This is a genomic window from Dyella sp. OK584 (assembly GCF_057787755.1).
In genome coordinates this window covers 4,091,719-4,114,470 of the sequence record NZ_CM173542.1, presented here as the reverse complement: position 1 = coordinate 4,114,470, position 22,752 = coordinate 4,091,719, and the positions used below count along the sequence as shown (strand labels likewise).

Below are 22,752 nucleotides of genomic sequence, written 5' to 3'. Positions count from 1 at the left end.
CGAGGATCCGCGATGATTTCCGTCTGTCTTGTCGACGACCAGAACCTGGTTCGCCAGGGTGTCCGTTCACTGCTGGACCTGGCGGAGGATATCCGTGTGGTGGCTGAGTGCGCCGATGGCGCCCAGGCTGTGCAGGATATTCCGCGAGTGAAACCCGATGTGGTGCTGCTGGATCTGCGCATGCCCAACATGAGCGGCCTGGAAGTGTTGCAGGCGCTGTCCGCGCGCAACGAACTGCCACCCACCATCATCCTTACCACCTTCGATGACGATCAACTGGTGCTCCAGGGCCTCAAGGCCGGCGCCCGGGGCTATCTGCTCAAGGATGTTTCGCTGGAGCAGCTCGTAGAGGCCGTACGTACCGTGGCGGCGGGGGGGTCTCTCGTGGCGCCCATGGTCACCCAGCGTTTGCTGGCTGGCGTGGGGCGCATGCAGAACCAGTTCACCAGCCTGGAGCAGCCCGATCCGCTGACCGAGCGCGAGACCGAGATCCTGCGGCTGCTGTCGGGCGGCTACAGCAACAAGGAAATCGCCAACTCCCTGAAAGTGGCAGAGGGGACGGTGAAGAACCACGTTTCCAACATCCTCTCCAAGTTGGGCGTGCGCGACCGCACCCGCGCTGTCCTCAAAGCGCTGGAGCTGGGCATCGTCTGAACCCCCGCGAGGCCTTGCTGGACGCCATTCGCGGGCGTCTGGCAGGCCTCATCCAAGCCGCCTTTACGGCTGGATGGCGTTCCTGCGCGCGAGCAAGTAACATCGGTGGCTTCGGCGCTGGCCGACCCCCTGTCGCGATACGATTCTTCGGGAATCTCCCGTGCGGGCCGGTCTCCGGCGACTGCCCTTGTGCCGTGTATAGAGAGACGTGCGGAGAATCCCGGAATGATGCGTGTTCTTGAATTTATTGTTGCCCTGATCATCGTTGCCGTCGTGGCGGTGGTGGTGGGCGTGGTTATGCCTGGTAGTGGCCACGTGGACAGGTCGTTGGTTGTCGGCAAGGACATGCGTCAGGTCTATGACGTGCTGAACAACTTCCGCCGCTTCCCGGAGTACTCCGTGCAGCGCGAGTACGACCGCAACATCAAGTTTGATTTCTCCGGCAAGGCCTACGGCCCGGGCGCCGAGCTGAGCTGGTCCAGCAATGACGACAAGGTTGGCAACGGCAAGTTGACCATCGCTTCGGCCGAGCCGAGCTTCGACAAGGTCGACTCGACCGCCAGGAAGGCCTCGATTGTCTGGAACCTGGACAACGACTGGCGTGGCAACGACAAGCACTTCACGCTCGACCTCGAGCGCCAGGGCAGCCGTGGCCAGCTGACCAAGATCACCTGGTCGTATGACGTCGCCTATGGCTTCAACCTGATCAACCGTTACTCCAGCCTCTACATTCATGGCGATCCGGATGCCTTCATCCAGTTCACCGTGAACAACCTGCAGAACGTGCTGGCCTCGGTGCAGAACCTCGACTACACCAAGCTGATCCCGTACATCGAGCAGACGCAGCCGACGCCGGTGCTGATGGTGTCCTCGTCGATCGAGCGCAAGGGTGGCCTTGAGGCGCTCAATGACGCCACCGACAAGGCCGTCGGCCAGATGCAGGCTGCCGCCAAGAAGCTTGGTGTGAATGTGGTGGGTCCGCGCATCATCTACACGACCAACTACGGCGACCAGACCTACTCCTTCGACGTGGCCCTGCCGATCAGCGCGACCAGCCTGAACGTGGGTGGCCAGACGATGGAGCTGACCGCCGCCAAGTCCCCGGACCTGGCCGCGCCGGCCGAAGCCAGCACCAGTGCCAACGCTGCCGGTGCCGCCGCCAGCGACAATACCCCGGGTGGCCATGACCGCTTCGGTCGCGTGATCGTGGACAACGACGTGCGCGCCTTCCTGGCCTTTGGTGGTCCGACCCTCAAGGCAGTGTGGAATGGCACCGCAGCCGGCGTGCCGCAGACCCGCGACCTGCTCAAGGCTTATGCCCTGACCCACGGCTACAAGTTCGACGAAGTGGTCAACCGGTTCTACGACATCGAAGCCAAGCCGGAAGTGAAGCAGGGCGACGAGGTGAAGAGCTACGCCGAGTTCGACGTGTACCTGCCGCTGAGCTGGGCTCCGGACCAGACCCCGGAACAGGAAGCGGGCATCAAGCCGCCGACGCTGGACGAGGGTAGCGAGCAGGCTCCGGCCTCCTCTGGCACCGCCGCCGCTCCGGCCAGCGCTGCCACCACAGCGCAGTAAATCGCCCGGACGGCAAGTATCGAGAAGGCCCTTCCCCGTGAAGGGCCTTTTCATTTCTGTCGCACGCATCGCCCGGTATGGGCGAACTTTTCGGTTACATTGCGGGTCGACTCGCTGAATTCACAAAGACGAACGAGTTGCCAATGCCCGCCTCCTGCTTCGACCGGACATGATCGAAACCGAACAGCTCACCCGACGCTATGGCGCCCTCACGGCGGTCGATTCGCTGAGTTTCCGAGCCGAGCCCGGGCAGGTACTGGGGCTGCTTGGCCCGAACGGCGCCGGCAAGACCACCGTGATGCGCATGATCGCGGGTTTCCTTGCACCGAGTTCCGGTACCGCGCGGGTTTGCGGTTACGACGTGCGAAAAGAACCGCTGAAGGCCAAGCGCGCTCTCGGTTATCTGCCGGAGGGTGCGCCGAGCTACGGCGAGCTGACGGTGCGCGAATTCCTTACCTTCATCATCCGCATGCGCGGCCTGCAGAGGGACGAAGGTTATCGCCGCTTCGAGCGGGTCGTCGGGGGCCTGCAGCTGGAGGGCGTGCTCGATCAGTGCATCGACACGTTGTCCAAAGGCCTGCGTCGCCGCGTGGGTCTGGCGCAGGCGATCGTGCACAACCCGCAGGTGTTGATGCTGGACGAACCGACCGACGGCCTCGATCCCAACCAGAAGCACACCGTGCGCCAGCTAATCGACGCGATGGCGCGCGACCGCACGATCCTTATCTCCACGCATCTGCTGGAGGAAGTCCACGCGCTGTGCAATCGCGTGGTGATCATCGCCAACGGCCGCTTGCTGGCCGATGCAACGCCGGCGGAATTGGAGGCGCGCTCGCGCTATCACGGCGCGGTGTCGTTCAGCGCGCCAGGTAGCGGCGTGTCACAGGAAATGCTGGGGCGCCTGCCGCAGGTGGCCTCGATCGAAGTGGATTCATTGGACGGCCGAATCACCGTGTTTCCCCGGCCGGGCGAGCGCATTCTGGAACCGGTGGAAACACTGTTGCGCCAGCAGGGCCTGGAGGTGTCGGAGATCCAGCTTGAGCGTGGGCGCCTTGACGAGGTGTTCCGCCACATCACGACCGGCGTGGAGGGTGGGGCATGAGCCCGGTCGCGGCAGTCGTGCGGCGCGAGTTGCGCAGTTACTTCGTCACGCCGGTGGCGTACGTGTTCCTGGTCATCTTCCTGGTGCTGGCTGGCATCCTCACGTTCTACGCGGGTGATTTCTACCAGCGAGGGCAGGCCGACCTGCAGCCGTTCTTCGTGATGCATCCGTGGCTGTATCTGGTGTTGGTGCCTGCGGTTTCCATGCGCATGTGGGCGGAAGAGGCCAAGGGCGGCACGTTGGAGCTGTTGCTTAGCCTGCCGCTCACGCTGGCGGAGGCGATGCTGGGCAAGTTCCTGGCTGCGTGGCTCTTTATCGGGTTCGCTTTGGTGCTCACGTTTCCGATCTGGCTTACCGTGAACTATCTCGGTTCGCCGGACAACGGTGTGATCCTCGCCGGCTATCTCGGCAGCTGGCTGATGGCCGGTGCCTTCCTGGCGATCGGTGCGTGCCTGTCGGCCGTGACGCAGAGCCAGGTCGTGGCCTTCGTGTTGACCCTGGTGGTGTGCTTTCTGCTGATTCTGGTTGGGCAGCCGCAGGCCATGGAGTTCTTGCAGGGGGTTGTGCCGCGCAAGGTGGTCAATGGCTTGGCGCACCTGAGCATGCTGCGCCACTTCGAAGCGATTTCGCGCGGGGTGCTCGATTTGCGCGACTTGCTGTATTTCGTGCTCAGCATGGCTGCCTGGCTGGTGGCAGGCGTGCTGGTGCTCGACCTCAAGCGGACGCCTTGAATATGGCCCGCCTCCATTTCACTCGACGCGCCGTTTTGCTCGCCGCCCTGGTGCTGCTGGTTGTTGCGTTCATCGCCATCACGCTCGGTAGTAGTCGCTGGCTGCGGGTGGGGCGCGTGGACCTCACCTCTGACAGGCTGTACACACTGACACCGGGTACGACGCACATCGTCGACAACATGCACGCGCCACTCAAGCTCACGTTGTACTTCTCCGAGCATGCCACCCGCGATCTGCCGCAATTGCGCAGTTACGAACAGCGGGTTAGCGAGATGCTGCAGGAAATGGTGGCTCGCGCACATGGACGTTTGCGTCTGCAGATCGTGGATCCGGTGCCGTATTCCGACGACGAAGCCAGCGCAGAGGGCTACGGGCTGACGCCGATCAGCGGCGGCAGCAACGGCGAGCGGGTCTTCTTCGGTCTGGTGGGCAGCACGCTTCCGCCCAATGCGGACGCCGAGGTTGATGGCGAAGAGCATCTGCCGAGCAGGATCCTGGCTATTCCGTTGTTTGATCCGTCGCGCGAGACGTTCCTCGAATACGACATCGCCAAGCTGCTCTACGAGCTGGATCAGCCATCAAAACCGCACATTGGCCTGATCAGCAGCCTGCCCGTAGAGGGCAATCCGGTGATTGGCGAGGAGCCCTGGACCGTGATGCGGCAGCTTGGCCGGCAGTTCGAGGTCAAGATGCTCGATCCCGCCAAGCTCAAGCGCATCGACAATGACATCAAGGCGCTGCTGCTGATCCATCCCAAGCAATTGCCGGTCGATGCGCTGTATGCCATCGACCAGTACGTGCTGAGCGGCGGTCATCTCGTGATATTCGTCGACCCCGTGGCGGAGATGGACAACACGCCCTTCGTCGATAGCAGCGGCAGGACCGACGACCACAACTCCGATCTGTCGAAGTTGTTTGAGACATGGGGCGTGCAGTACGACCCGCAGAAAGTGGTGCTGGACCGGTCACGCGCGCTGCGCATCGAACTGGCCGACAGCAGTTCGATGAGCCATCCGGCCATGCTCGGGTTCGGGCAGCAGGAGCTCAGCCATGACGACGTGATCACGGCGAGCTTGCAGCGGATCAACGTGTCCAGCGTCGGCTACTTCGACCTGGCCCAAGGAACAACGCTGCGGCTACAACCCTTGATGCAAAGCACGACCGACGCCGAGATCGTGTCCAGTCAGCGCGTGCGTGAATCGATCAACAACCCCGGCGGTCTGCTGGACAACTATCGGCCCGATAACACCCATTACGTCATCGCGGCGCGTCTGCGTGGGCAATTTGCCAGCGCCTTTCCCGAGCGCGCGAAGCTTGCCGGCCACCTGGCAGCGTCGGGGGACAATGCGGAAGTGATCATGGTGGCCGATACCGATCTGCTCAGTGATCGCCTTTGGGTGTCCTACACGCAGAGCCTATTGGGTCAGCCGCAGCTCAGCGCCATTGCCAACAACGGCGACCTGGTTACCAACATCGCCGATAACCTCAGTGGTTCCTCGGCGCTGCTCTCCATCCATGGGCGTGTGAGCTCCCAGCGTCCGTTTACTCGCGTGCTGGCCTTGCAGAGCGCGGCGGACCAGAAGTATCTAGCGAAGAAGCAGGAACTGCAGCGCGAACTGGCGGTGACACGCAGTCGTCTCAACGAGCTACAGCCAGCCAAGGCGGCGCGCGGCGAAGCGGTAGGCACCGAGCAGCGCGCCGAGATCGAGCAGTTCCTGCAGCGTCAGCTGGCGATCAACAAAGAGCTGCGCGATGTGCAGCACCAGTTCAACGCCGAGATCGATGCGCTTGGCTTGCGCCTGAAGTTCATCAACATCGTGCTGGTTCCGGCCCTGATGACCTTGGTGGGCCTGCTTTACGGATGGCGCCGTTCGCGTCGCAGTCGACGACGCGCCTGAGCGTGGAGTCCTCCGCGGTACAGAGACGTGATGTCGGTGAGGTGGCGGTGACGGGCTATGATGGACGGTCGCCGCTGACCCGGCCCGGATTCGATCGATGATGGCAAGCGTTATCAAGTGGATAGTGCCCTGGGAATTCTCCTGGGTATTTCTGCTGGCCTTCGTGGTCTGCAGTGTGCTCTATGTGCGCGGCTGCCGGCGCCTTCCGGTAAGCATCGGCAGGCGGCTGGCCTTCTGGGTCGGCATGGCGATGATCTATGTGTCGCTGCATACCTATCTGGATTATTTCTTCGAGCATGAATTCTTCATGCACCGTATCCAGCAGGTGCTGCTGCATCACCTTGCGCCGCTGCTGATCATTGCTTCCTATCCGGGCACGGTGCTGCGCAAGGGATTGCCGCTGTCGCTCCGTTTGCGCCTGTTGCGTCCGGTGCTGCGATCATGGCCCTGGCGCCTGTTCAGCGCGGTGCTGCTGAATCCGGCGGTGGTGACGATCCTGTTTGTCGCATTCATCCTGATCTGGCTGATTCCGTCGATGCAGACGCTGGCCATGCTGGACTGGCGCATCTACCGCTTCATGAACTGGTCGATGCTGGTCAGCGGCTTCAGCTATTGGTGGCTGGTGCTTGATCATCGCCCACGTCCACCGGGTCGCATGACTCCGGGTCTGCGCGTACTGTCGCCGGGCATCACCATGACGCCGCAGATACTGGCGGGCGCCATCGTCACGTTTTCCAAGACCGACCTTTATCCGATCTTCGAGATCTGCGGACGCGCCTTCACCTTCAACGTGCTCACCGCACAACTCGTTGGCGGCGTGATCATGTGGGTGCCCGCGGCGATCATTGAATCCATCGGCGGCCTGCTGGCGATGCGGCAATGGTTGGGCTTGTCCCGCAGGGGGCGCATTCGACGCAAGCCGTGGCCCGCACGGCGTACCGCGGCAGTGGCTCGGGTACAACCTGTGCAGGAATAACGTCGCTCTCCCTCTCCCTGGTGGAGAGAGGAAGTGAGTCTTTCTCAGTGATGCTGATCGGTGTCGTCGTTGATACCGGTCGCATTGGCGGGACGTGCCATGAAGTCGGTATCCAGCGTGCTGCCATCGCCAAAGCTCAACGTTACTTTCACCTTGTCGCCGGGTTTCACCGGGACTGGCGCCTTCATCAGCATCAGGTGATAACCGCCAGGCGCCAGCTCGGCCTTGCCATGGGCGGGAATGGCTAGGGTTTCCACCATCGCCATGCGGCTTACGCCGCCTTCGGCGCTGCTCTTGTGCAGCATCGCGCTCCCATAACTGGCGCTGCGCACACTGCGCAGCGTGGCCGCCTGGTCGCCCGTGTTCTCCAGCGTGACATACGCACCCGCGGGCAGGTCGCCCGGCAGCACGCGGATCCAGGCCTGGTTGGCTTGGATGTGTTCCGCTTCGCTGGCATGCGCACCAGCGGTCAGTAACAGGCCGCCCAACAGCCAGGGCAGGGCGCGCGTGGTACGGAAGATCATGAAGACGCTCCCAGGCTCAGCAGCAGGTGCAGATCATGGACGAGATCGTCCTGCGGGTTGGCCGGCGTCGAAAGCAGGCGCGCCTTGCCCTCGCGGTCGAACACATAGATGGCCGAGCTGTGGCTCACTTCGTACTGCCCGTCGCCCTTGTCGGGCTCACGCGTATAGGCCGAGCGGTAACGCTTGCTCAGCGCCTCGATCTCGCGCGGCGGACCCGACAGACCCACGGCACGCGGATCGAAGGCATTGACGTAAGCATGCATGATGTCAGGCGTGTCGCGCGCCGGGTCCACGCTGACGAACAGGATGCGCGCACCGTCGGCCAGAGGTCCGAGGCGCTGCATCACGACGTGCAGTTGAGCCAGCGTCAGCGGGCAAACATCCGGGCAATGCGTGTAGCCGAAATACAGCAGCACGACTTTGCCGCGATAGTCCTGGCCAGTGACAGTCTTGCCTTGATCGTCCACCAGGCGGAAGTCCAGGTCGGGCATGTGGCCGGTGACGTTGGTGAGCTGCCACGGTATCGAGTCGCTCCGATTGCAGCCGGCGAGCAACACGGCGACAAGGGACAACAGCATTGCCAGCAGGAGGCGCCGGGTGCGACAAGGCTTCATGCGAGAATCGATGGGAGTCATCCTCCCAGCATACGACACTGGCCGCCCGGCTGGCTTCCGGCGACCCGAGGAACGTCATCATGCGACAACCTATTCCCGCCCTGAGCGTGTTGATCGGTCTGGCCGGCGCCAGCGCCGTGCTGCTCGGTGCATTCGGCGCACATGCCTTGCGCGATGTGCTGGACGCGCGCGCCAGTGAGCTGTGGCACACCGCTGTGAGTTACCACTTCTGGCATGCGCTCGCGCTGGTACTGGCGGCGGTTGCCGGGGCAGGGCACGGGCGACGCGTCGCCGTGACGGCCTTCGCCACCGGCATCGTGATTTTCTGCGGCAGCCTGTATGCCCTGGCGCTGGGCGCACCGCGCTGGGTCGGCGCGATCACGCCACTGGGCGGAGTGGCCTTTATCGTTGGCTGGATCGCGTTGGGTATCGCACTGGCTCCGCGGGTCGTGCGCGACCCGCGCTGAGACTTGTCACGCGCGATCCACCCGTGCCGCGTAGCAACCGGGACGGGCCATGTGGACGTGCAGGTACGCAATGTTTTCATCACCGAACAGGCGCTCGATCAACGGCTCAAGTGCCATGCCCTGCGCCACGTCTGCATCGCGCAACATGCCGTGCTGGTCGAAACCGCGCACCGACAGCAAGCGTCGACGCAGCTGGTCAGGCACCACATCGACTTCGTCGTACTGTTGCTCGCCTTCGCGGATGTAGATGGCGTGATTGGAGCGGAAAGGCGAGTCTGCTGGCTGATGTTCGTAGTTGAGCAGGATCAGGGACTGGCCAAGCTCGGCGTCGGTGAGGCTGATGCGGCAGGGGTAGCCATGGTCGCTGTCGGCCACGACGCGGACGGCGCGCTGGGCGGCCAGTTCCTCATCGGTCAGGGAGAAAAGTTCAGCGAAGGGTTCGGCGGGCAGGCCGGTGATGCGAAAGCGCATGGCTGGGCTCCAAGAGAAGGAGCCATGAGCTTGCCGCTAGACCGCGATGCCAGCCATCCGGATCTTGCGCCGTGGAGACAGGTCTGCGACACCAAAGACGCGAAACATTCGCACGCGATCAGTCGGTATCGTCGTCGGCGACGGGTTCGGCGGCATCTCGCTTCAGGCGTCCGTTCTTGCGCAAGGCATCGCGCAGCACGAATTCGATCTGCGCGTTGACGCTGCGCAGATCGTCATCGGCCCAGCGCTGCATGGCTTCGAGCACGGCAGCGCTGATGCGCAGCGGATAGGCTTTTTTCTCAGCCGCCATAGAGCGTGCCGGCGTTTACCACCGGCTGGGTCGCGCGATCGCCGCAAAGCACCACCAGCAGGTTGCTTACCATCGCCGCCTTGCGCTCTTCGTCCAGCTCCACCACGCCTTGCTCGCGCAGCTTGTCGAGTGCCATGGCGACCATGCCTACCGCGCCTTCGACGATGCGCTCGCGCGCAGCCACTATGGCGCTGGCCTGCTGACGTTGCAGCATGGCCTGGGCGATTTCCTGCGCATAAGCGAGGTGACTGATGCGTGCCTCGATGACATGCACGCCGGCCTTGTTCAGCCGCGCCTGGATCTCGTCACGCAGATGGTTGTTGATGACATCGCCGTGGCTGCGCAGGGCGGGCTTGCCATCGTCGTGCGCGTCATAGGGATAGTTTTGCGCCATCTGCCGCAGTGCCGATTCGCTCTGGATGGTGACGAAGTTTTCGTAGTCGTCCACGCAGAACACGGCTTCGGCCGTGTCGATGACTTCCCAGACCACCACGGCGGCGATCTCGATGGGGTTGCCATCACTGTCATTGACCTTGAGCTTGTTGCTCTCGAAGTTGCGCACACGTAGCGAGACACGGCGACGACTGCAGAACGGATTGGTCCAGCGCAGGCCTTCCGCGCGCACCGTGCCGGCGTATTTGCCGAACAGCTGCAGCACCAGGCCCTCGTTGGGCGCGACCTGGAAGAAGCCTTTGAGCATGAACAGCGCGATCGCAATGAGACCCACGCCAGTCAGGCCGAGCCAGCCCTGGTTGGTCTGGATCATGTTTACCCAGAGCGCCGCGCTGATCAGCCCAAGTACGAGGCAAACGACAATGGTGGGAATGCCGGCAACCGAGAAACCCTGACGTTCGTTCATGATGATTCCTCCCTAGTTGGGAGGGAGTAGATATCACAATGATATCTATATGCAAGTGACCTTGCTTACTTCCCGCCGTTGGAACTCGCCGGGGGACCGGCAAACGAAGGTGGCGGGAGAATGCCCGCCAGTTCCGACGTCGGGGTGATTTCCTCGATGTGCATCTGGCCGAACAGGTTGGCAACGTTGAAGAAATGCCAGGGGTCGCCATCGCCCGCGTCCAGCGCGATATGGCTGCTGTCGAACCGACGCAGCGCGGCATCGAAGCTCTGCCAGCGGCCATTCACCCAGGACTGCACCCAGGCATGGGGCACGAAGACGCGCGAGGCGCCGGAAAAGCGATCTGCGTAGACCATCCCCGTGACGATCCTCGTCGGAATCCCTTCGGCTCGCGCCAAGGCTGCCAGCAGCACCGCGTACTCGGTGCAGTCGCCTTCACGGGTACGCACCACTTCCAGTGCCGAGGCATAACCGACATCCAGCCCGTGCTGGGTGATGTAGTCGCTGACGAAGCTGCGCAGGCGACGCATCTTTTGCAGATCGTCCTGCGCATCCCCTGCAGCCTTTGCCGCCATCTGATGAATCACCGTTGCGTCCGATTGCACCCAGCCGTTGGGCAGCGTGTCGTCGGGGGTTGGCGCTGTCTCGCCACCTGGCTGCGGGTTGCCGATATCGACCAGCCAGTCGCCATGTCCCAGGTTGGTGATGTGCTGTTCGTCGGTACTTATGACGGGTTGCGGGCTGCCCACTGGCGTATGGATCCGGTAGCGCAGGAACGAGCCTCGCAGGTAAGCGGGAAGCACACGCGGCGAATCCACCATGGCCACTCGAAACATGTCCACGCTCTGTACGGGCGCCATTGCGCACTGTTGAGTGCAGGCGAGCATCTCCAGTTCGTGCCCCAGCATGGTCAAGGTGCCCTTGCGGGCCAGTCCCTGGTTATCCAGCCACAGATCCATGGTTTGCTCGCCGCGGGGCGTCCGCAGTACCTGGCGCTGGTGATTGAGAACCACCAGACCATCGGGCAGGGCCACCTTCTCGTTGCCGATAACCTGCATGTCCACATGCGCTACCGCCTGGCTGGCCGGGTCGAACATGTCCATCGTGTAGTTTTGCCCGGTGCGGCCGATGGCATTCACCAGTGCCAGTCGCTGGCCTTCACTGAGCACGGCACCGGGCGGCCAGCTGAGCGTGGTCTGCCGTGCCGCGCCACCAACCGTGCTGGTTACCGCGAAATTGCCGTCTGGCTGTCGGTTGCCTTCAACCGTGCTGTCGGTGGACGACAGGGTGCTGCGTGCATAGAAGCCCAGTGGCAGGCCGTTGGCGCTTTCCACGCTGCGAGTCATGACACCAAGGGGGACGCTGTTGCCGTTCCGGTTGAGTTCGATCACCAGGGTTTGTGTCGTGGTGACGACGTCACCCGCACGCTGGTGCTCAATCTGCAGATGACCGATTTTGCGGCCGCCCAGCAGGACAGTCATCCAGGTCGTATCTGTCGATACCGTATCGGCCCGGGCGACAAACCCGAGGGCGGGGCACAACGACAGCACCAGCAATAGCACGGCAGTCCGGTTGCGCATGATCGCTCCGCGGGGACGGTGGCAGTGACAGTCAATGCCGGTTCAAGGCATTCGTCAATGGGACTTCCGGCAGGTGGTGCGTATTGTCTGCGCGATGCCCACCGACGCCGCTTACAATGGGTTTTTGCCACATCCCGGAGACATCGATGAAGCCGTTTGGCACGCCTTATTCCGACCATGCCCTGCGCGTATTGCTGCTGGGTTCCGGCGAGCTCGGCAAAGAGGTGGCAATCGAGTTGCAGCGCTATGCCGTGGAGGTGATCGCGGTGGATCGCTATGCCGATGCACCGGCCATGCAGGTGGCGCATCGCAGCCATGTGATCGACATGCTCGACGGCGCCGCGTTGCGGCAGTTGATCGAACAGGAAAAGCCGGATCTCGTGGTGCCGGAGATCGAGGCGATCCACACGCCCACGTTGATCGAACTGGAAAAGGAAGGCCTGCGCGTGATTCCCACCGCGCGTGCCGCCTGGCTCACCATGGATCGCGAAGGTATCCGTCGCCTCGCCGCCGAAGAACTCAAACTGCCAACGTCGCGCTATCGCTTCTGCGATACCGAAGTGGAATATCGCGAAGCGGTGGCGGCCATCGGCCTGCCGTTCGTGATCAAGCCGGTGATGAGTTCCTCGGGTAAGGGGCAGAGCGTGGTACGGCAGGAAGGCGAACTGCAGCACGCCTGGGACTACGCGCAATCCGGTGGCCGCGCAGGCAAGGGTCGGGTGATCGTCGAAGGCTTCGTTGATTTCGATTACGAAATCACCCTGCTTACCGTACGCCACAAGGACGGCGTGAGCTTCTGTGCCCCGATCGGCCATCGCCAGGAGGATGGTGACTATCGCGAATCGTGGCAGCCGCAGCCCATGAGCCAGGCCGCGCTGGCCGAGGCGCAACGCCAGGCGGCCGCGATTACGGCTGCGCTAGGCGGCTGGGGCGTATTTGGCGTGGAATTTTTCGTCAAGGGTGACGGCGTAATCTTCTCCGAAGTGAGCCCACGTCCCCACGACACTGGCTTGGTGACGCTGATCTCGCAGGATCTGTCCGAGTTTGCCCTGCACGCACGCGCCATTCTCGGGTTGCCGATTCCAGCGATTCGCCAGCTTGGGCCATCGGCATCGTGCGCGGTATTGGTGGAAGGCGAGGGTGAGGCGCCGCGTTACTTCAACGTGGCCGAGGCGCTGGCCCAGCCCGACACGCAGCTGCGTATCTTCGGCAAGCCGACGGTGAAAGGTCGTCGTCGCATGGCGGTCACGTTGGCGCGCGATGAAGGTATCGAGGCGGCCAAGGCGAAGGCGATATCGGCGGCACAGGCGTTGCGCGTAGAGCTCTAATCTTTGCTTCCTCTCCCCGTTGGGGAGAGGATTGAGGTGAGCCACCTAAAGGTGGTGAAGGGCGGGTGCTTGCGAAAGGATTTCTGCGAAGCCTGCTTCGATCCGGCTTTATCGCAAGATTGACCCCTCACCCCAACCCTCTCTCCAACGGGGAGAGGGAGAAACAGATAAGCGGAGTAAACGATGGAATCCACAGGATTTGCGCACTGGCTGGTCGTGGTGGTCGAAACCTTCGCCACTCTGTTTCTGTTGATGCTGGCATTGCTGGTCGTGGTAGTGCTGGTGGTTTGGGTCGTGGATCGCAACCAGACCACTAACTCCGTGCTGCGCAACTACCCGGTTATCGGTCACTTTCGCTACTGGTTCCTGCATCTGGGCGAATTCTTCCGCCAATACCTGTATTCGAGTGATCGGGAGGAGTTGCCGTTCAATCGCGCTCAGCGCATGTGGGTGTATCGCGCAGCAAAGAACACGGACAACACCAACGCCTTCGGTTCCACCCGCGACCTGCGCGGCGAAGGCGTGCCGTTCTTCGTCAATGCACCGTTTCCGGCGCTCGGCGAGAAACATGTGGAGCCACGATTGGTAACGCTGGGGCCGTACGCGCGTGAGCCGTATCAGCACGCGGCGTTCTTCAATATCTCCGCGATGAGCTTTGGTGCCCTCTCGGCACCGGCCGTACGTGCGTTGTCACGGGGCGCGGCCAAGGCCGGTATCTGGATGGATACGGGCGAAGGCGGTCTGGCGCCTTATCACCTGGAAGGCGGCTGCGACATCATCTTCGAGATCGGTACCGCCAAGTACGGCGTGCGCACGCCCGATGGCAAGCTCGACGACAACAAATTGTTGGCGATCTGCGCGCACACGCAGGTGAAGATGGTGAGCATCAAGCTCGGCCAGGGTGCCAAGCCCGGTATGGGCGGCTTGCTGCCGGCGGCCAAGGTAACGGCGGAGATAGCTGCCATCCGCGGCATTCCAGCCGGGCAGGATTCGCAAAGCCCCAATCGACACCTGGACATCGGCAACGTGCACGAGCTGATGGACGCGATTCGCCACATTCGCGATCTCACCGGCAAACCGGTCGGCTTCAAGGCGGTGATGGGTGGCTTGGACTGGATCGGCGAGCTGTGCGATGAAGTGCAAAAGCGCGGCATCGAGAGCGCACCGGATTTCATCATCGTCGACGGTTCGGAAGGCGGTACGGGTGCCGCGCCGCAGACACTGATGGAAGGCGTGGGCCTGCCGCTGCATGAATCGTTACCGGCGCTGGTGGACATGCTGATCGTCAAAGGCCTGCGCGAGCGCATCAAGGTGATCTGCTCGGGCAAATGCATCACCGCGTACGACGTGGCGTGGGCCTTGTCGATGGGCGCGGACTTCGTCAATTCCGCGCGCGGTTTCATGTTGGCGTTGGGCTGCATTCAGTCGCTGCAGTGCAATCGCAATACGTGTCCCACCGGCATTACCACGCAGAATCCGAAACTGCAGCGTGGCCTGGTGGTCACCGACAAGAGTGAGCGCGTGGCGCATTACGCCACCAACGTCATGCATGAGGTGGGCATCATCGCGCATAGCTGCGGTGTCGAAGAACCGCGACAGCTCAATCGCACGCATTGTCGCGTGGTCGGCGATGACGGTCTCTCGGTGCCGCTGGTCAAGCTGCATCCCTATCCGATCGTGCCGCGTGCAACGGCCAGATCCTGACGGTTCACTGATTCATTGATCCTGGTCACCCGTCCATCACGTGATGGGCGGCATCTTGCTGCGGTCAGCCCCTTTACCCAGCTGCATTAAGTGGCTGGGTAACTGCGCTTCATAACTGCAGAGGAGGTCGCCATGGCACCCAAGACAATGAAAGCCGCCCTTGCCCATCGTTTCGGCGAACCGCTGCGGATCGAAGAAGTCCCCGTACCGGTTCCCGCTCGTGGCGAAGTGCTGGTGAAGATCATCTGCAGCGGCGTGTGTCACACCGACGTCCATGCTGTGGATGGCGACTGGCCGGTCAAACCGCAGCCACCTTTCATTCCCGGCCACGAAGGTGTTGGTGTGGTGGCGGTGTTGGGCGAAGGCGTGGAGAACCTGAAGATGGGTGACCCGGTCGGCATCGCCTGGCTTCACGATGCGTGCGGCCATTGCGAGTACTGCATTACGGGTTGGGAGACGCTGTGCGAAGCGCAGCATGACAGCGGCTACAGCGTGAATGGCAGCTTCGCCGAGTACGCCATCGGCAACGCCGCTTATGTGGCGCGTTTGCCGAGCGACGTGGATTTCGCTTCGATGGCGCCGATCCTGTGCGCTGGTGTGACCACCTACAAAGGCATCCGCGAGACAGAAGCCCGCCCAGGCGAATGGATCGCCATTTCCGGCATCGGCGGTCTTGGCCATTTGGCCATCCAATACGCCACGGCGATGGGGCTGCAGGTCGTGGCGGTGGACGTGGCCGAAGAGAAACTGGCGTTGGCGCGCAAGCTCGGCGCGTCTGCCACTGTCGATGCGCGAGGGCCACATGCAGTGGAGCAGGTGCTCGACATCACCGGCGGCGGCGCGCATGGCGTGCTGGTAACCGCCGTGTCGCCTTCGGCATTTTCCCAGGCGCTGGGCTTTACGCGTCGTCGCGGCACGATGAGTCTGGTGGGGTTGCCGCCCGGCGACTTTGCCACGCCGATTTTCGATGTGGTGCTCAAGCGCCTCACCATCCGCGGTTCCATCGTGGGCACCCGCAAGGATCTGGCCGAAGCTGTCGCTTTCGCTTCCGAGGGCAAAGTGGCAGCGACCATCGAGCGGCGAAAACTGGAAGACGTCAACGGCGTACTGCAAGGCCTGCGCGAGGGCCACATCCAGGGACGCGTGGTGTTGGATATCGGCAACGCCTGATACCGGCACCGTTCACACGCAGGGCGGTTCCCGGGCTAAGCCTCGGGCATCTCCACCCAGCCCTCACTGGTCCGGATCTGCAGCGGCCTGAAGCGCCGCTTGTAGTCCATCTTTGGGTGGCCGGCGATCCAGAAGCCCAGGTAGATCCAGGGCAGGCCACGGCGCCGCGCCAGGGCGACCTGTTGCAGGATGGCGTAGGTGCCGAGACTGCGTGAGTTCTCGTCAGGGTCGTAAAAGGTATAGACGGCTGACAGACCTTGTAGGCACACATCCGTTACGGCCACGCCCAGCAGACGAGAGCCCTGATGAAATTCCAGAAACAGAGTGGGACTCCAGGGCGCCGTCAGGAAGCGTCTGAAATCACTGGCATCGGCCTCATCCATACCCCCGCCAGGGTGTCGCTGACGCAAGTAGCGCTCATACAGCACGTGCCTCTCGGTGTTGTAGCCGGCCATCGATTCGACAACCTGCAGGTCGTCATTGCGCTTAAGGCAGCGCCGCTGGGCACGGTCCGGCGTGAAGTGGGCCACATCGATCCGGCAGGGCGTACAGGCCCTGCAGCTGCTGCAATACGGGTAGTACAGGTGCCCGCCCGCACGGCGAAAGCCGCGTTCCAGCGCCGGGCCGTACAACTGGTCGAGCTGTGGCGCGGCCGGGTCGATCACGAGGTTCTGTGCCGTGCGCTCGGCAAAGTAGCCGCACGTGTGCGGCAGGGTTTGGAATAGGCGGACACGATCGGAGCGCATGAGCCGATTCTATGTCCGCTCCGGTCCGTCGTGTGAGTAGGAAAAATCCTATAAGCGCCGTCAGATCATTTTGCTGGGGCTGTCAGTTCAGCTTGGCGTCTCTCAGATGACGCCCATATATCTCAGCATGAGGATGACGAAGGCGCCTGCCATCGCCAGCATGACGATGCGGCGGACCCGGCTGGCGACACCTTGCCGTTGCATTTCTGGCGTGGGATTGCGGGCCAGGGCCAGCTCCTCGGCATGCCGCACGACAGGTTCGATGCCCAGTTCTTTCAGCACCTTACGGGCCTCGGTGTAGTCGTCGGCCCTGTTCACCCATAGCTGGGGCCAGTTGTCCCGGTTTTCCCGACGCAGGGAGTAGCTGAAGCGCTCATAGCTGGGCTTGTTCCAGTTGGAGCGATTGATGACGGTGCACTCGATGCCCTTTTCGGCCAGCAGCGCAACGACACGGTCGATGTTTTCCTGGCGGGGCGAGGTGTAGAGCTGACGCATGGGGAAGCCTGTGTTCGTCGCCGGAGCGGGCCAAAAGGGGGAGTCCTGGCCCGACGGACCTGCCGGGCCGGTGTTGGCCGTGCCCGGGATGCGGCTCAGATTTTACTACGGCTGTCCGGCGCCTTAGTTGCGCAGGCGGATCAGGCCTTCCTGAGCGGTCGAGGCCACCAGGCGGCCATCACGGGTGAAGATCTGGCCGCGGGCCAGGCCACGGGCACCCTGCGCAGTAGGGCTGTCGAACGAATACAGCAGCCATTCGTCCACCCGGAATGGGCGATGGAACCACAGCGCATGGTCCAGGCTCGCCATCTGCACATTGTGGGTGTAGTAGGAAATGCCGTGCGGCAGCGTCGCCGTGCCGATCAGGTTGAAATCCGAGGCGTAAGCCAGCAGGGCGCGATGTAGCGACGGGTTGTCATCTATCGGCGCGGTGAGCCGGAACCAGATGTGTTGGATCGGCGGTCGTTTGGTAGGGTGCAGGCGGTTCTCGGGCCATACGTGGCGGAACTCGAAGGGCGAGTCCACGCCCAGCCAGCGCTGGAGTTTTTCCGGCAGTTTGGCCAGATCCTCTGTGGGCAGCGCCTGCATCGGTTCGATGTCTTCCGGCATCGGCACTTCCGGCATCGACATCTGATGCTCGAAGCCTGGCTCCTGCACCTGAAACGAGATCGAGCCGTTCAGAATGGGCTGTCCATGCTGGATTGCTACCACCCGACGGGAAGAAAAGGTGCCGCCGTCGCGGGTGCGCTCCACGCTATAGACGATTGGCGCGTCGATATCGCCTGCGCGCAGGAAATAGGCATGCAGCGAATGCGCTTCGCGCGCCGAATCGACTGTGCGCTGAGCGGCCGACAACGCCTGACCCAGCACCTGTCCGCCAAATACGAACTGCGTGCCGATGTCCCGGCTCTGGCCACGGAACAGATTGTCCTCGAGCCGCTCAAGCTCAAGTAGATCAACCAGTTCTCGGACGTGGGATTCCCTCATGGGTGGCGCTCGGCGGATTAGTGGCCGGCGATTATAGCGGCCTTATCCGGACCGATTCAGACCGGGGTCCAGTCAATGTGTCGGGTCGTTGGCCGACATGCGTGGATTAACGCCGATCCGCTGCAGGCCGCTGTCCTTGAGTACCTCGGCCCAGGGGAACATCGGCCCCGGGTCGAGCTTGCGCGGTACTTCCACGGCCGGGTCGTCGCCGGCCGGCACGCGGGCGGTGTCCAGGTCCTCGTGGCCCGCGATCAGGTGTAGCTCGGGGAAGTCTTGCCGCAACTGGGTCAGCAGGGTGCGCAGAGCGGTGATCTGAGCTGCCGTGTAGGGTTCGGTCATGGTCTGGTGCTTGGAGTTGAACCAGTCGGGATAGCGTCCCAGGTTCACCAGCTCGATGCCGATGGAATTGGCGTTCTGCCCGCGCACATGGTTGGCCACCCGGGTATCGGGCACGTAACGGTAGATCGTGCCGTCGCGGTCTATGTAGTAGTGGCCGCTGGCGCCCGCGCCGCTTTCATAAAGCACGCGCTCCCCGTATTCACGGGCGGTGGCCAGGTCGGGCAGCTCGGTGCAGTGGATGACCACCAGCTCCACTGCGCTGGCGGGGCGCTCCGGCAGCAGGGAGACATAGGGCAGGGGCTGGTCGTGGATGGTGATCGGCATCGGGCCAGTCTCGCACGAGCAAAAGTGTCGTGGAACGCCGCCTGTTACCATGCGCGGCCTGATGGATGCAGTTTCGGAGACCGCTATGCGCGGCCAGATCATTCTTTCGCACGGATCGGACTCCGGTCCGGACGCCACCAAGGTCAGTGTAATGGCCGCCTTTGCCGAAACGCTCGGCTGGCAGACCCAGCGGCCGGACTATCGCCGCGACGATGCGCCGGGCCATGCCGGCTCGATTGAGCCGCGTATTTCGCGCTTGCTCGCCGCTATCGACACACTGAATACGCCGCCGGTGCTGGTGGGATCGAGCATGGGTTCGTTTGTTTCCGGCCTCGCGTCGTTGCAGCGTCCGGTAGCGGGCCTGTTCCTGCTTGCCACGCCTAGCGAGATTCCCGGTTACCAGCAGGCTTTTGATGCGCGCGCAGATGTGCCAACCCTGCTGTATCACGGTTGGCAGGACGACGTGTGCCCGCCAGAAGGTGTGCTGGCGTTTGCCGGCCGCCGGCGCCTGCCGCTGATCATGGTCGATGACGATCATCGCCTGGGCGGCAGCGTGGACCACATCGTTGCGCAGTTCCGCCTGTTCCTTGATCAATTGGCCGTTGCCGCATGAGCGCCTTCTTCGCCACCTGCCCCAAGGGCCTGGAATACCTGCTGCGCGACGAACTCGTTGCACTAGGCGCCGAAGACGTGCGCGAAGCGCTGGCTGGCGTGCACTTTGCCGGCACGCTGGAAACCGCCTACCGCGCCTGCCTTTGGTCGCGCCTGGCCAGCCGTGTGCTGATGCCGTTGGCGGAGTTCGACGCAGCCACGGACGATGCGCTTTATGCAGGCGTGCAGGCCATCGACTGGTCACGCCATCTCGCCTCCCATGCCACGTTGGCCGTGGATGCGAACTCTGCGCTAAGCAAGCTCACCCACAGCCAATTCATCGCCCAGCGTGTGAAGGACGCGGTGGTCGATCAGTTTCGCCAGCGCGATGGTTCGCGTCCCGGCGTGGATACCGAAGAGCCCGACGTACGCATCAACCTGCGTTTGCGCCGGGACCGCGCCACGCTGTCGCTCGACCTTGCCGGAGCACCGTTGCATCGTCGTGGTTGGCGTGAGCTGCAGGGCGAAGCCCCGCTGAAGGAAAACCTCGCCGCCGCCATGCTGCTGCGCGCACGCTGGCCGGAAGTCTACGTCGAAGGCGGCGCGTTGCTCGATCCCATGTGTGGCTCGGGCACGCTGCTGGTCGAGGGCGCATGGATGGCGGCCGACGTGGCGCCGGGCCTGCACCGCGAGTACTACGGTTTCCTGGGCTGGGCGCAACACGACATCGCCGTGTGGCGTGGTTTGTTGGATGAGGCCCGTCAGCGCGCAGAAACCGGCTTGCGTGCCCTGCGCAGTTGCTTCTTCGGCAGCGATGCCGACCCGCGCATGGTGCAGACGGCCAAACGCAATGCGCAGGAAGCGGGCGTGGCCGGCTTCCTCACGCTGGACAAGCATGACGCCACCCACGTGTCGCCTCCGCCTGGCTACGATCGCGGCCTGGTCATCACCAACCCGCCATACGGCGAGCGCCTGGGTGAGCGGGCCGAGATGCCACGGCTCTATCGCACCTTGGGCGAAACCTTGCGCGACCGCTTTGCTGGCTGGCGTGCCGCCGTGCTGGCGGGCGATGCGGAACTGGGACACGCCATACCGTTGCGCGCGGAGAAGAAGTACGCGTTGTACAACGGCGCGCTGGAAACCGTGCTGCTGGTTTTCGAGTTGCATGCCCGTAGCGACGCACCACGGGAAGTGAAGCCATTGTCCGAAGGTGCGCAGATGCTGCGCAACCGACTGGAGAAGAACCTGCGCCACGTGCGCAAGCGGCTGGAGCGCGAAGGTATCCAGTGCTGGCGTGCATACGATCAGGATCTGCCTGAATACGCCGCAGCCGTCGACGTCTATGGCAACGAGGGCGGCGAACCCTGGCTGCATATCCAGGAGTACCGGGCGCCGGCGGAGATCCCTGCGGAGACCGCACGACATCGCTTGCGTGAGATCGTGCGCGTCGCCGGTGAGGTGCTCGGTGTGCCGCGCGAACGTATCGCGCTGAAGACGCGAGAGCGCGGCAAGGGTGGCTCCAAGTACGGCCAGTTCGACCAGCGCGGCGAGTTCGTCGAAGTGGCCGAAGGCGGCCTGCGTTTCCTGGTCAATCTCACCGATTACCTCGACACCGGCCTGTTCATCGACCACCGGCTGGTGCGCGCCAAGGTGCGCGAGCTGGTGGAAGGCCGGCGCTTCCTGAACATGTTCGCCTATACCGCTACCGCAAGCGTCTATGCGGCAGCTGGCGGCGCGCGCGACACCACCAGCGTGGACCTGTCAGCCACCTATCTGGATTGGGCGTCGCGCAACCTCTCGCTGAATGGTTTCACCGGCGCCAGGCACCGCCTGATGCAGGAAGATGCCATGGTGTTCCTGCAGCGTGACCGAGAACGTTACGGGGTGATCTATGTCGATCCTCCGACGTTTTCCAACTCCAAGCGGGCGGATGACTTTGATGTCCAGCGCGACCACGTCCGTTTGCTGCTCGCCTGTGCCGATCGTCTGACGGCGGACGGTGTGATCGTGTTTTCCAACAATTTCCGTCGGTTCAAGCTCGATAGTGAAGCATTGGCTGAACGGTTCAGTATCGATGACTGGAGCGCGGCCAGCATCCCGTTCGACTTTACCCGCCGGTCAGATATCCATGGCTGCTGGCTATTGCGGCTGCACCCCCAGGAGTCGCCTTGGAGTGACAGTGTGAGCTACGTCCGCAAACAGGGAAAACGCTGAACGATGTGGGTATTTTGCTCAGTGCCGATTCAGCGCAAAAGTCCGAGCATTGACACCGGCAAAGAGCGATAGAAGGCAGTATCGAGCCCTTCTATCGGGATCAAGCCTCCCTTGGGAGACAAGATATGAACAAGACAAAGATTTCCACCGTCAAGCGCGTTGCACTGGCGACTGCCATGCTGGTTGGCTGTATCGCCGTTGCACCGGCCTTCGCTGGCCATGTGAGCGTGAACGTGGGTATCGGTCTGCCAGTGGTTGGTGTGGGCTACTATGGACCGCCACCTGTGGTTTACGCGCCGGCCCCGGTGGTCTACGCACCGGCTCCGGTGGTGTATGCGCCTGCGCCGGGCTACTACGGCTACGGCCCTGCGGTCGGCGCTACGGTTATCGTGGGCGGCCACCCGGGTTACTACCGTCGCGGCGGCTATTACAATCACGGCGGTTACTACAATCACGGTGGTTATCGCCACTACGGTAACGGTCACTGATCACAGTCGGCTCGTACATAGATTCAACGAAGCCCGGCTTTTGCCGGGCTTCGTCGTTTCAGGTGCCGTCAACGCAAGTGCATCACGGCAACGTGCCGTGCTGGCTTGCTTTGGTGGTGAGTTGGTCGAATTGCGTCTTGTCGATCTTGGCCACCGACTGCACGGCGCACGGCGGCTGGTCGCGCGAGGCAACGGTTTCACCGGCCTCGCCGCACAGGGCGCCCATGCCCGCCGCCATGTTGGATCGGTTGGCGCGGAAACGCAGACTTTGCCCGATGCCAAGCTGCGGGCAGCGGGCCTGGAGCTTGATCAGGTAGCGATCCGGGCCCGTACGTGCGACGACCGTGCTGGGGTCGACCACATACCATTCGTTGATGCGATCGGGGCGCAGGCACTCGCTGACGGGCCGCAGTGGCGTGTACGCTGGTGTCTGACCTGGGCCGTCCGCGGCCGCCGGCAAGGCGAAGACGGCCAGGACGCCTGCGAACAGAAGGAAAGCGGGGGTCTTCATACGGTCACCTCACGATTGGAAGGGACACTTCTGTCAAACGCATACACCGTGTTGCCGTATACCGCACTGTCAATCATTCGCCATCGGCGCA

At 63.0% G+C, this 22,752-nt stretch carries 24 protein-coding genes; 13 read left to right on the top strand and 11 right to left on the bottom strand.

From position 1 onward, the window contains the following. The first annotated feature begins 12 nt into the window (after window positions 1-12). The 6 genes from AC3CBN_RS18575 (at window position 13) to AC3CBN_RS18550 (ending at window position 6,939) form a co-directional block, all read left to right on the top strand. Window positions 13-654, top strand: a complete 642-nt coding sequence (locus tag AC3CBN_RS18575) for a response regulator (protein ID WP_019464490.1) — start codon at window positions 13-15, stop codon at window positions 652-654. A 225-nt stretch (window positions 655-879) separates the two neighbouring features. Next, window positions 880-2,232, top strand: a complete 1,353-nt coding sequence (locus AC3CBN_RS18570; protein ID WP_488634466.1) for an SRPBCC family protein — start codon at window positions 880-882, stop codon at window positions 2,230-2,232. A 169-nt stretch (window positions 2,233-2,401) separates the two neighbouring features. Next, window positions 2,402-3,334 (top strand): ABC transporter ATP-binding protein, encoded by a 933-nt coding sequence (locus AC3CBN_RS18565; protein WP_488634465.1) that lies wholly within the window; start codon window positions 2,402-2,404, stop codon window positions 3,332-3,334. Continuing rightward, window positions 3,331-4,065: an ABC transporter permease subunit gene (locus AC3CBN_RS18560; protein WP_488634464.1), complete on the top strand. Its 735-nt coding sequence runs from the start codon at window positions 3,331-3,333 to the stop codon at window positions 4,063-4,065. The genes AC3CBN_RS18565 and AC3CBN_RS18560 overlap by 4 nt, the downstream gene beginning before the upstream one ends. Before the next feature lie 2 nt (window positions 4,066-4,067). Beyond that, the gene (locus AC3CBN_RS18555) at window positions 4,068-5,963 is read left to right on the top strand and encodes a GldG family protein (RefSeq protein WP_488634463.1); all 1,896 of its coding nucleotides are present in this window, start codon (window positions 4,068-4,070) and stop codon (window positions 5,961-5,963) included. A 97-nt stretch (window positions 5,964-6,060) separates the two neighbouring features. Further along, entirely contained in the window at window positions 6,061-6,939 is an 879-nt protein-coding gene (locus tag AC3CBN_RS18550; protein WP_488634462.1) for a cytochrome c oxidase assembly protein, read from the top strand. A 44-nt stretch (window positions 6,940-6,983) separates the two neighbouring features. Here AC3CBN_RS18550 and AC3CBN_RS18545 read toward each other — a convergent pair whose 3' ends face one another. Both AC3CBN_RS18545 and AC3CBN_RS18540 read right to left on the bottom strand, forming a co-directional pair. Further along, on the bottom strand, window positions 6,984-7,463 hold the full coding sequence (locus tag AC3CBN_RS18545) for a copper chaperone PCu(A)C (RefSeq protein ID WP_488634461.1): 480 nt from the start codon (window positions 7,461-7,463) through the stop codon (window positions 6,984-6,986). Continuing rightward, on the bottom strand, window positions 7,460-8,077 hold the full coding sequence (locus tag AC3CBN_RS18540; protein WP_488634460.1) for an SCO family protein: 618 nt from the start codon (window positions 8,075-8,077) through the stop codon (window positions 7,460-7,462). Before AC3CBN_RS18540 ends, AC3CBN_RS18545 begins: the two co-directional genes overlap by 4 nt. 80 nt (window positions 8,078-8,157) lie before the next feature. Between AC3CBN_RS18540 and AC3CBN_RS18535 the strand changes: the two genes are divergently transcribed. Next, window positions 8,158-8,544, top strand: a complete 387-nt coding sequence (locus AC3CBN_RS18535; RefSeq protein ID WP_488634459.1) for a DUF423 domain-containing protein — start codon at window positions 8,158-8,160, stop codon at window positions 8,542-8,544. 6 nt (window positions 8,545-8,550) lie between these two features. Here AC3CBN_RS18535 and AC3CBN_RS18530 read toward each other — a convergent pair whose 3' ends face one another. From AC3CBN_RS18530 to AC3CBN_RS18515, 4 genes are all read right to left on the bottom strand, one after another. Next, window positions 8,551-9,015, bottom strand: coding sequence for a DUF1203 domain-containing protein (locus AC3CBN_RS18530; protein ID WP_488634458.1), 465 nt, complete (start codon window positions 9,013-9,015; stop codon window positions 8,551-8,553). A gap of 118 nt (window positions 9,016-9,133) precedes the next feature. Further along, on the bottom strand, window positions 9,134-9,325 hold the full coding sequence (locus AC3CBN_RS18525; RefSeq protein WP_488634457.1) for a type II toxin-antitoxin system antitoxin: 192 nt from the start codon (window positions 9,323-9,325) through the stop codon (window positions 9,134-9,136). Next, on the bottom strand, window positions 9,315-10,184 hold the full coding sequence (locus tag AC3CBN_RS18520) for an SPFH domain-containing protein (protein WP_488634456.1): 870 nt from the start codon (window positions 10,182-10,184) through the stop codon (window positions 9,315-9,317). Before AC3CBN_RS18520 ends, AC3CBN_RS18525 begins: the two co-directional genes overlap by 11 nt. 65 nt (window positions 10,185-10,249) lie before the next feature. Continuing rightward, window positions 10,250-11,764 carry a transglutaminase-like domain-containing protein gene (locus AC3CBN_RS18515; RefSeq protein ID WP_488634455.1) on the bottom strand — a complete coding sequence of 505 codons (1,515 nt, stop codon included), beginning with the start codon at window positions 11,762-11,764 and terminating at the stop codon, window positions 10,250-10,252. Window positions 11,765-11,910: 146 nt separating this feature from the next. Between AC3CBN_RS18515 and purT the strand changes: the two genes are divergently transcribed. The 3 genes from purT (at window position 11,911) to adhP (ending at window position 15,966) form a co-directional block, all read left to right on the top strand. Next, window positions 11,911-13,092 carry a formate-dependent phosphoribosylglycinamide formyltransferase gene (gene purT / locus AC3CBN_RS18510; RefSeq protein ID WP_488634454.1) on the top strand — a complete coding sequence of 394 codons (1,182 nt, stop codon included), beginning with the start codon at window positions 11,911-11,913 and terminating at the stop codon, window positions 13,090-13,092. Between the two features lie 183 nt (window positions 13,093-13,275). Next, window positions 13,276-14,796 (top strand): FMN-binding glutamate synthase family protein, encoded by a 1,521-nt coding sequence (locus tag AC3CBN_RS18505; protein ID WP_488634453.1) that lies wholly within the window; start codon window positions 13,276-13,278, stop codon window positions 14,794-14,796. Between the two features lie 132 nt (window positions 14,797-14,928). Further along, window positions 14,929-15,966, top strand: coding sequence for an alcohol dehydrogenase AdhP (gene adhP / locus AC3CBN_RS18500; protein WP_488634452.1), 1,038 nt, complete (start codon window positions 14,929-14,931; stop codon window positions 15,964-15,966). 35 nt (window positions 15,967-16,001) lie between these two features. On the opposite strand, the gene AC3CBN_RS18495 is transcribed toward adhP, so the two are convergent. From AC3CBN_RS18495 to AC3CBN_RS18480, 4 genes are all read right to left on the bottom strand, one after another. After that, on the bottom strand, window positions 16,002-16,712 hold the full coding sequence (locus AC3CBN_RS18495) for an arginyltransferase (RefSeq protein ID WP_488634451.1): 711 nt from the start codon (window positions 16,710-16,712) through the stop codon (window positions 16,002-16,004). Window positions 16,713-16,814: 102 nt separating this feature from the next. Next, window positions 16,815-17,207 (bottom strand): hypothetical protein, encoded by a 393-nt coding sequence (locus AC3CBN_RS18490; RefSeq protein WP_488634450.1) that lies wholly within the window; start codon window positions 17,205-17,207, stop codon window positions 16,815-16,817. A 123-nt stretch (window positions 17,208-17,330) separates the two neighbouring features. Further along, on the bottom strand, window positions 17,331-18,194 hold the full coding sequence (gene tesB / locus AC3CBN_RS18485; RefSeq protein ID WP_488634449.1) for an acyl-CoA thioesterase II: 864 nt from the start codon (window positions 18,192-18,194) through the stop codon (window positions 17,331-17,333). Window positions 18,195-18,266: 72 nt separating this feature from the next. Then, window positions 18,267-18,857, bottom strand: a complete 591-nt coding sequence (locus AC3CBN_RS18480) for an N-acetylmuramoyl-L-alanine amidase (RefSeq protein ID WP_488634448.1) — start codon at window positions 18,855-18,857, stop codon at window positions 18,267-18,269. Window positions 18,858-18,942: 85 nt separating this feature from the next. Here AC3CBN_RS18480 and AC3CBN_RS18475 point away from each other — a divergent pair, with 85 nt between their 5' ends. The 3 genes from AC3CBN_RS18475 (at window position 18,943) to AC3CBN_RS18465 (ending at window position 22,150) form a co-directional block, all read left to right on the top strand. Continuing rightward, window positions 18,943-19,470 (top strand): alpha/beta hydrolase, encoded by a 528-nt coding sequence (locus AC3CBN_RS18475; RefSeq protein WP_488634447.1) that lies wholly within the window; start codon window positions 18,943-18,945, stop codon window positions 19,468-19,470. Further along, window positions 19,467-21,662 (top strand): bifunctional 23S rRNA (guanine(2069)-N(7))-methyltransferase RlmK/23S rRNA (guanine(2445)-N(2))-methyltransferase RlmL, encoded by a 2,196-nt coding sequence (gene rlmKL, locus AC3CBN_RS18470; RefSeq protein WP_488634446.1) that lies wholly within the window; start codon window positions 19,467-19,469, stop codon window positions 21,660-21,662. The genes AC3CBN_RS18475 and rlmKL overlap by 4 nt, the downstream gene beginning before the upstream one ends. 125 nt (window positions 21,663-21,787) lie before the next feature. Next, window positions 21,788-22,150 (top strand): hypothetical protein, encoded by a 363-nt coding sequence (locus tag AC3CBN_RS18465; RefSeq protein ID WP_488634445.1) that lies wholly within the window; start codon window positions 21,788-21,790, stop codon window positions 22,148-22,150. Window positions 22,151-22,232: 82 nt separating this feature from the next. On the opposite strand, the gene AC3CBN_RS18460 is transcribed toward AC3CBN_RS18465, so the two are convergent. Further along, complete coding sequence (locus AC3CBN_RS18460) at window positions 22,233-22,661, bottom strand: DUF6491 family protein (protein WP_488634444.1); 429 nt, start codon at window positions 22,659-22,661, stop codon at window positions 22,233-22,235. Between the last annotated feature and the right edge of the window lie 91 nt (window positions 22,662-22,752).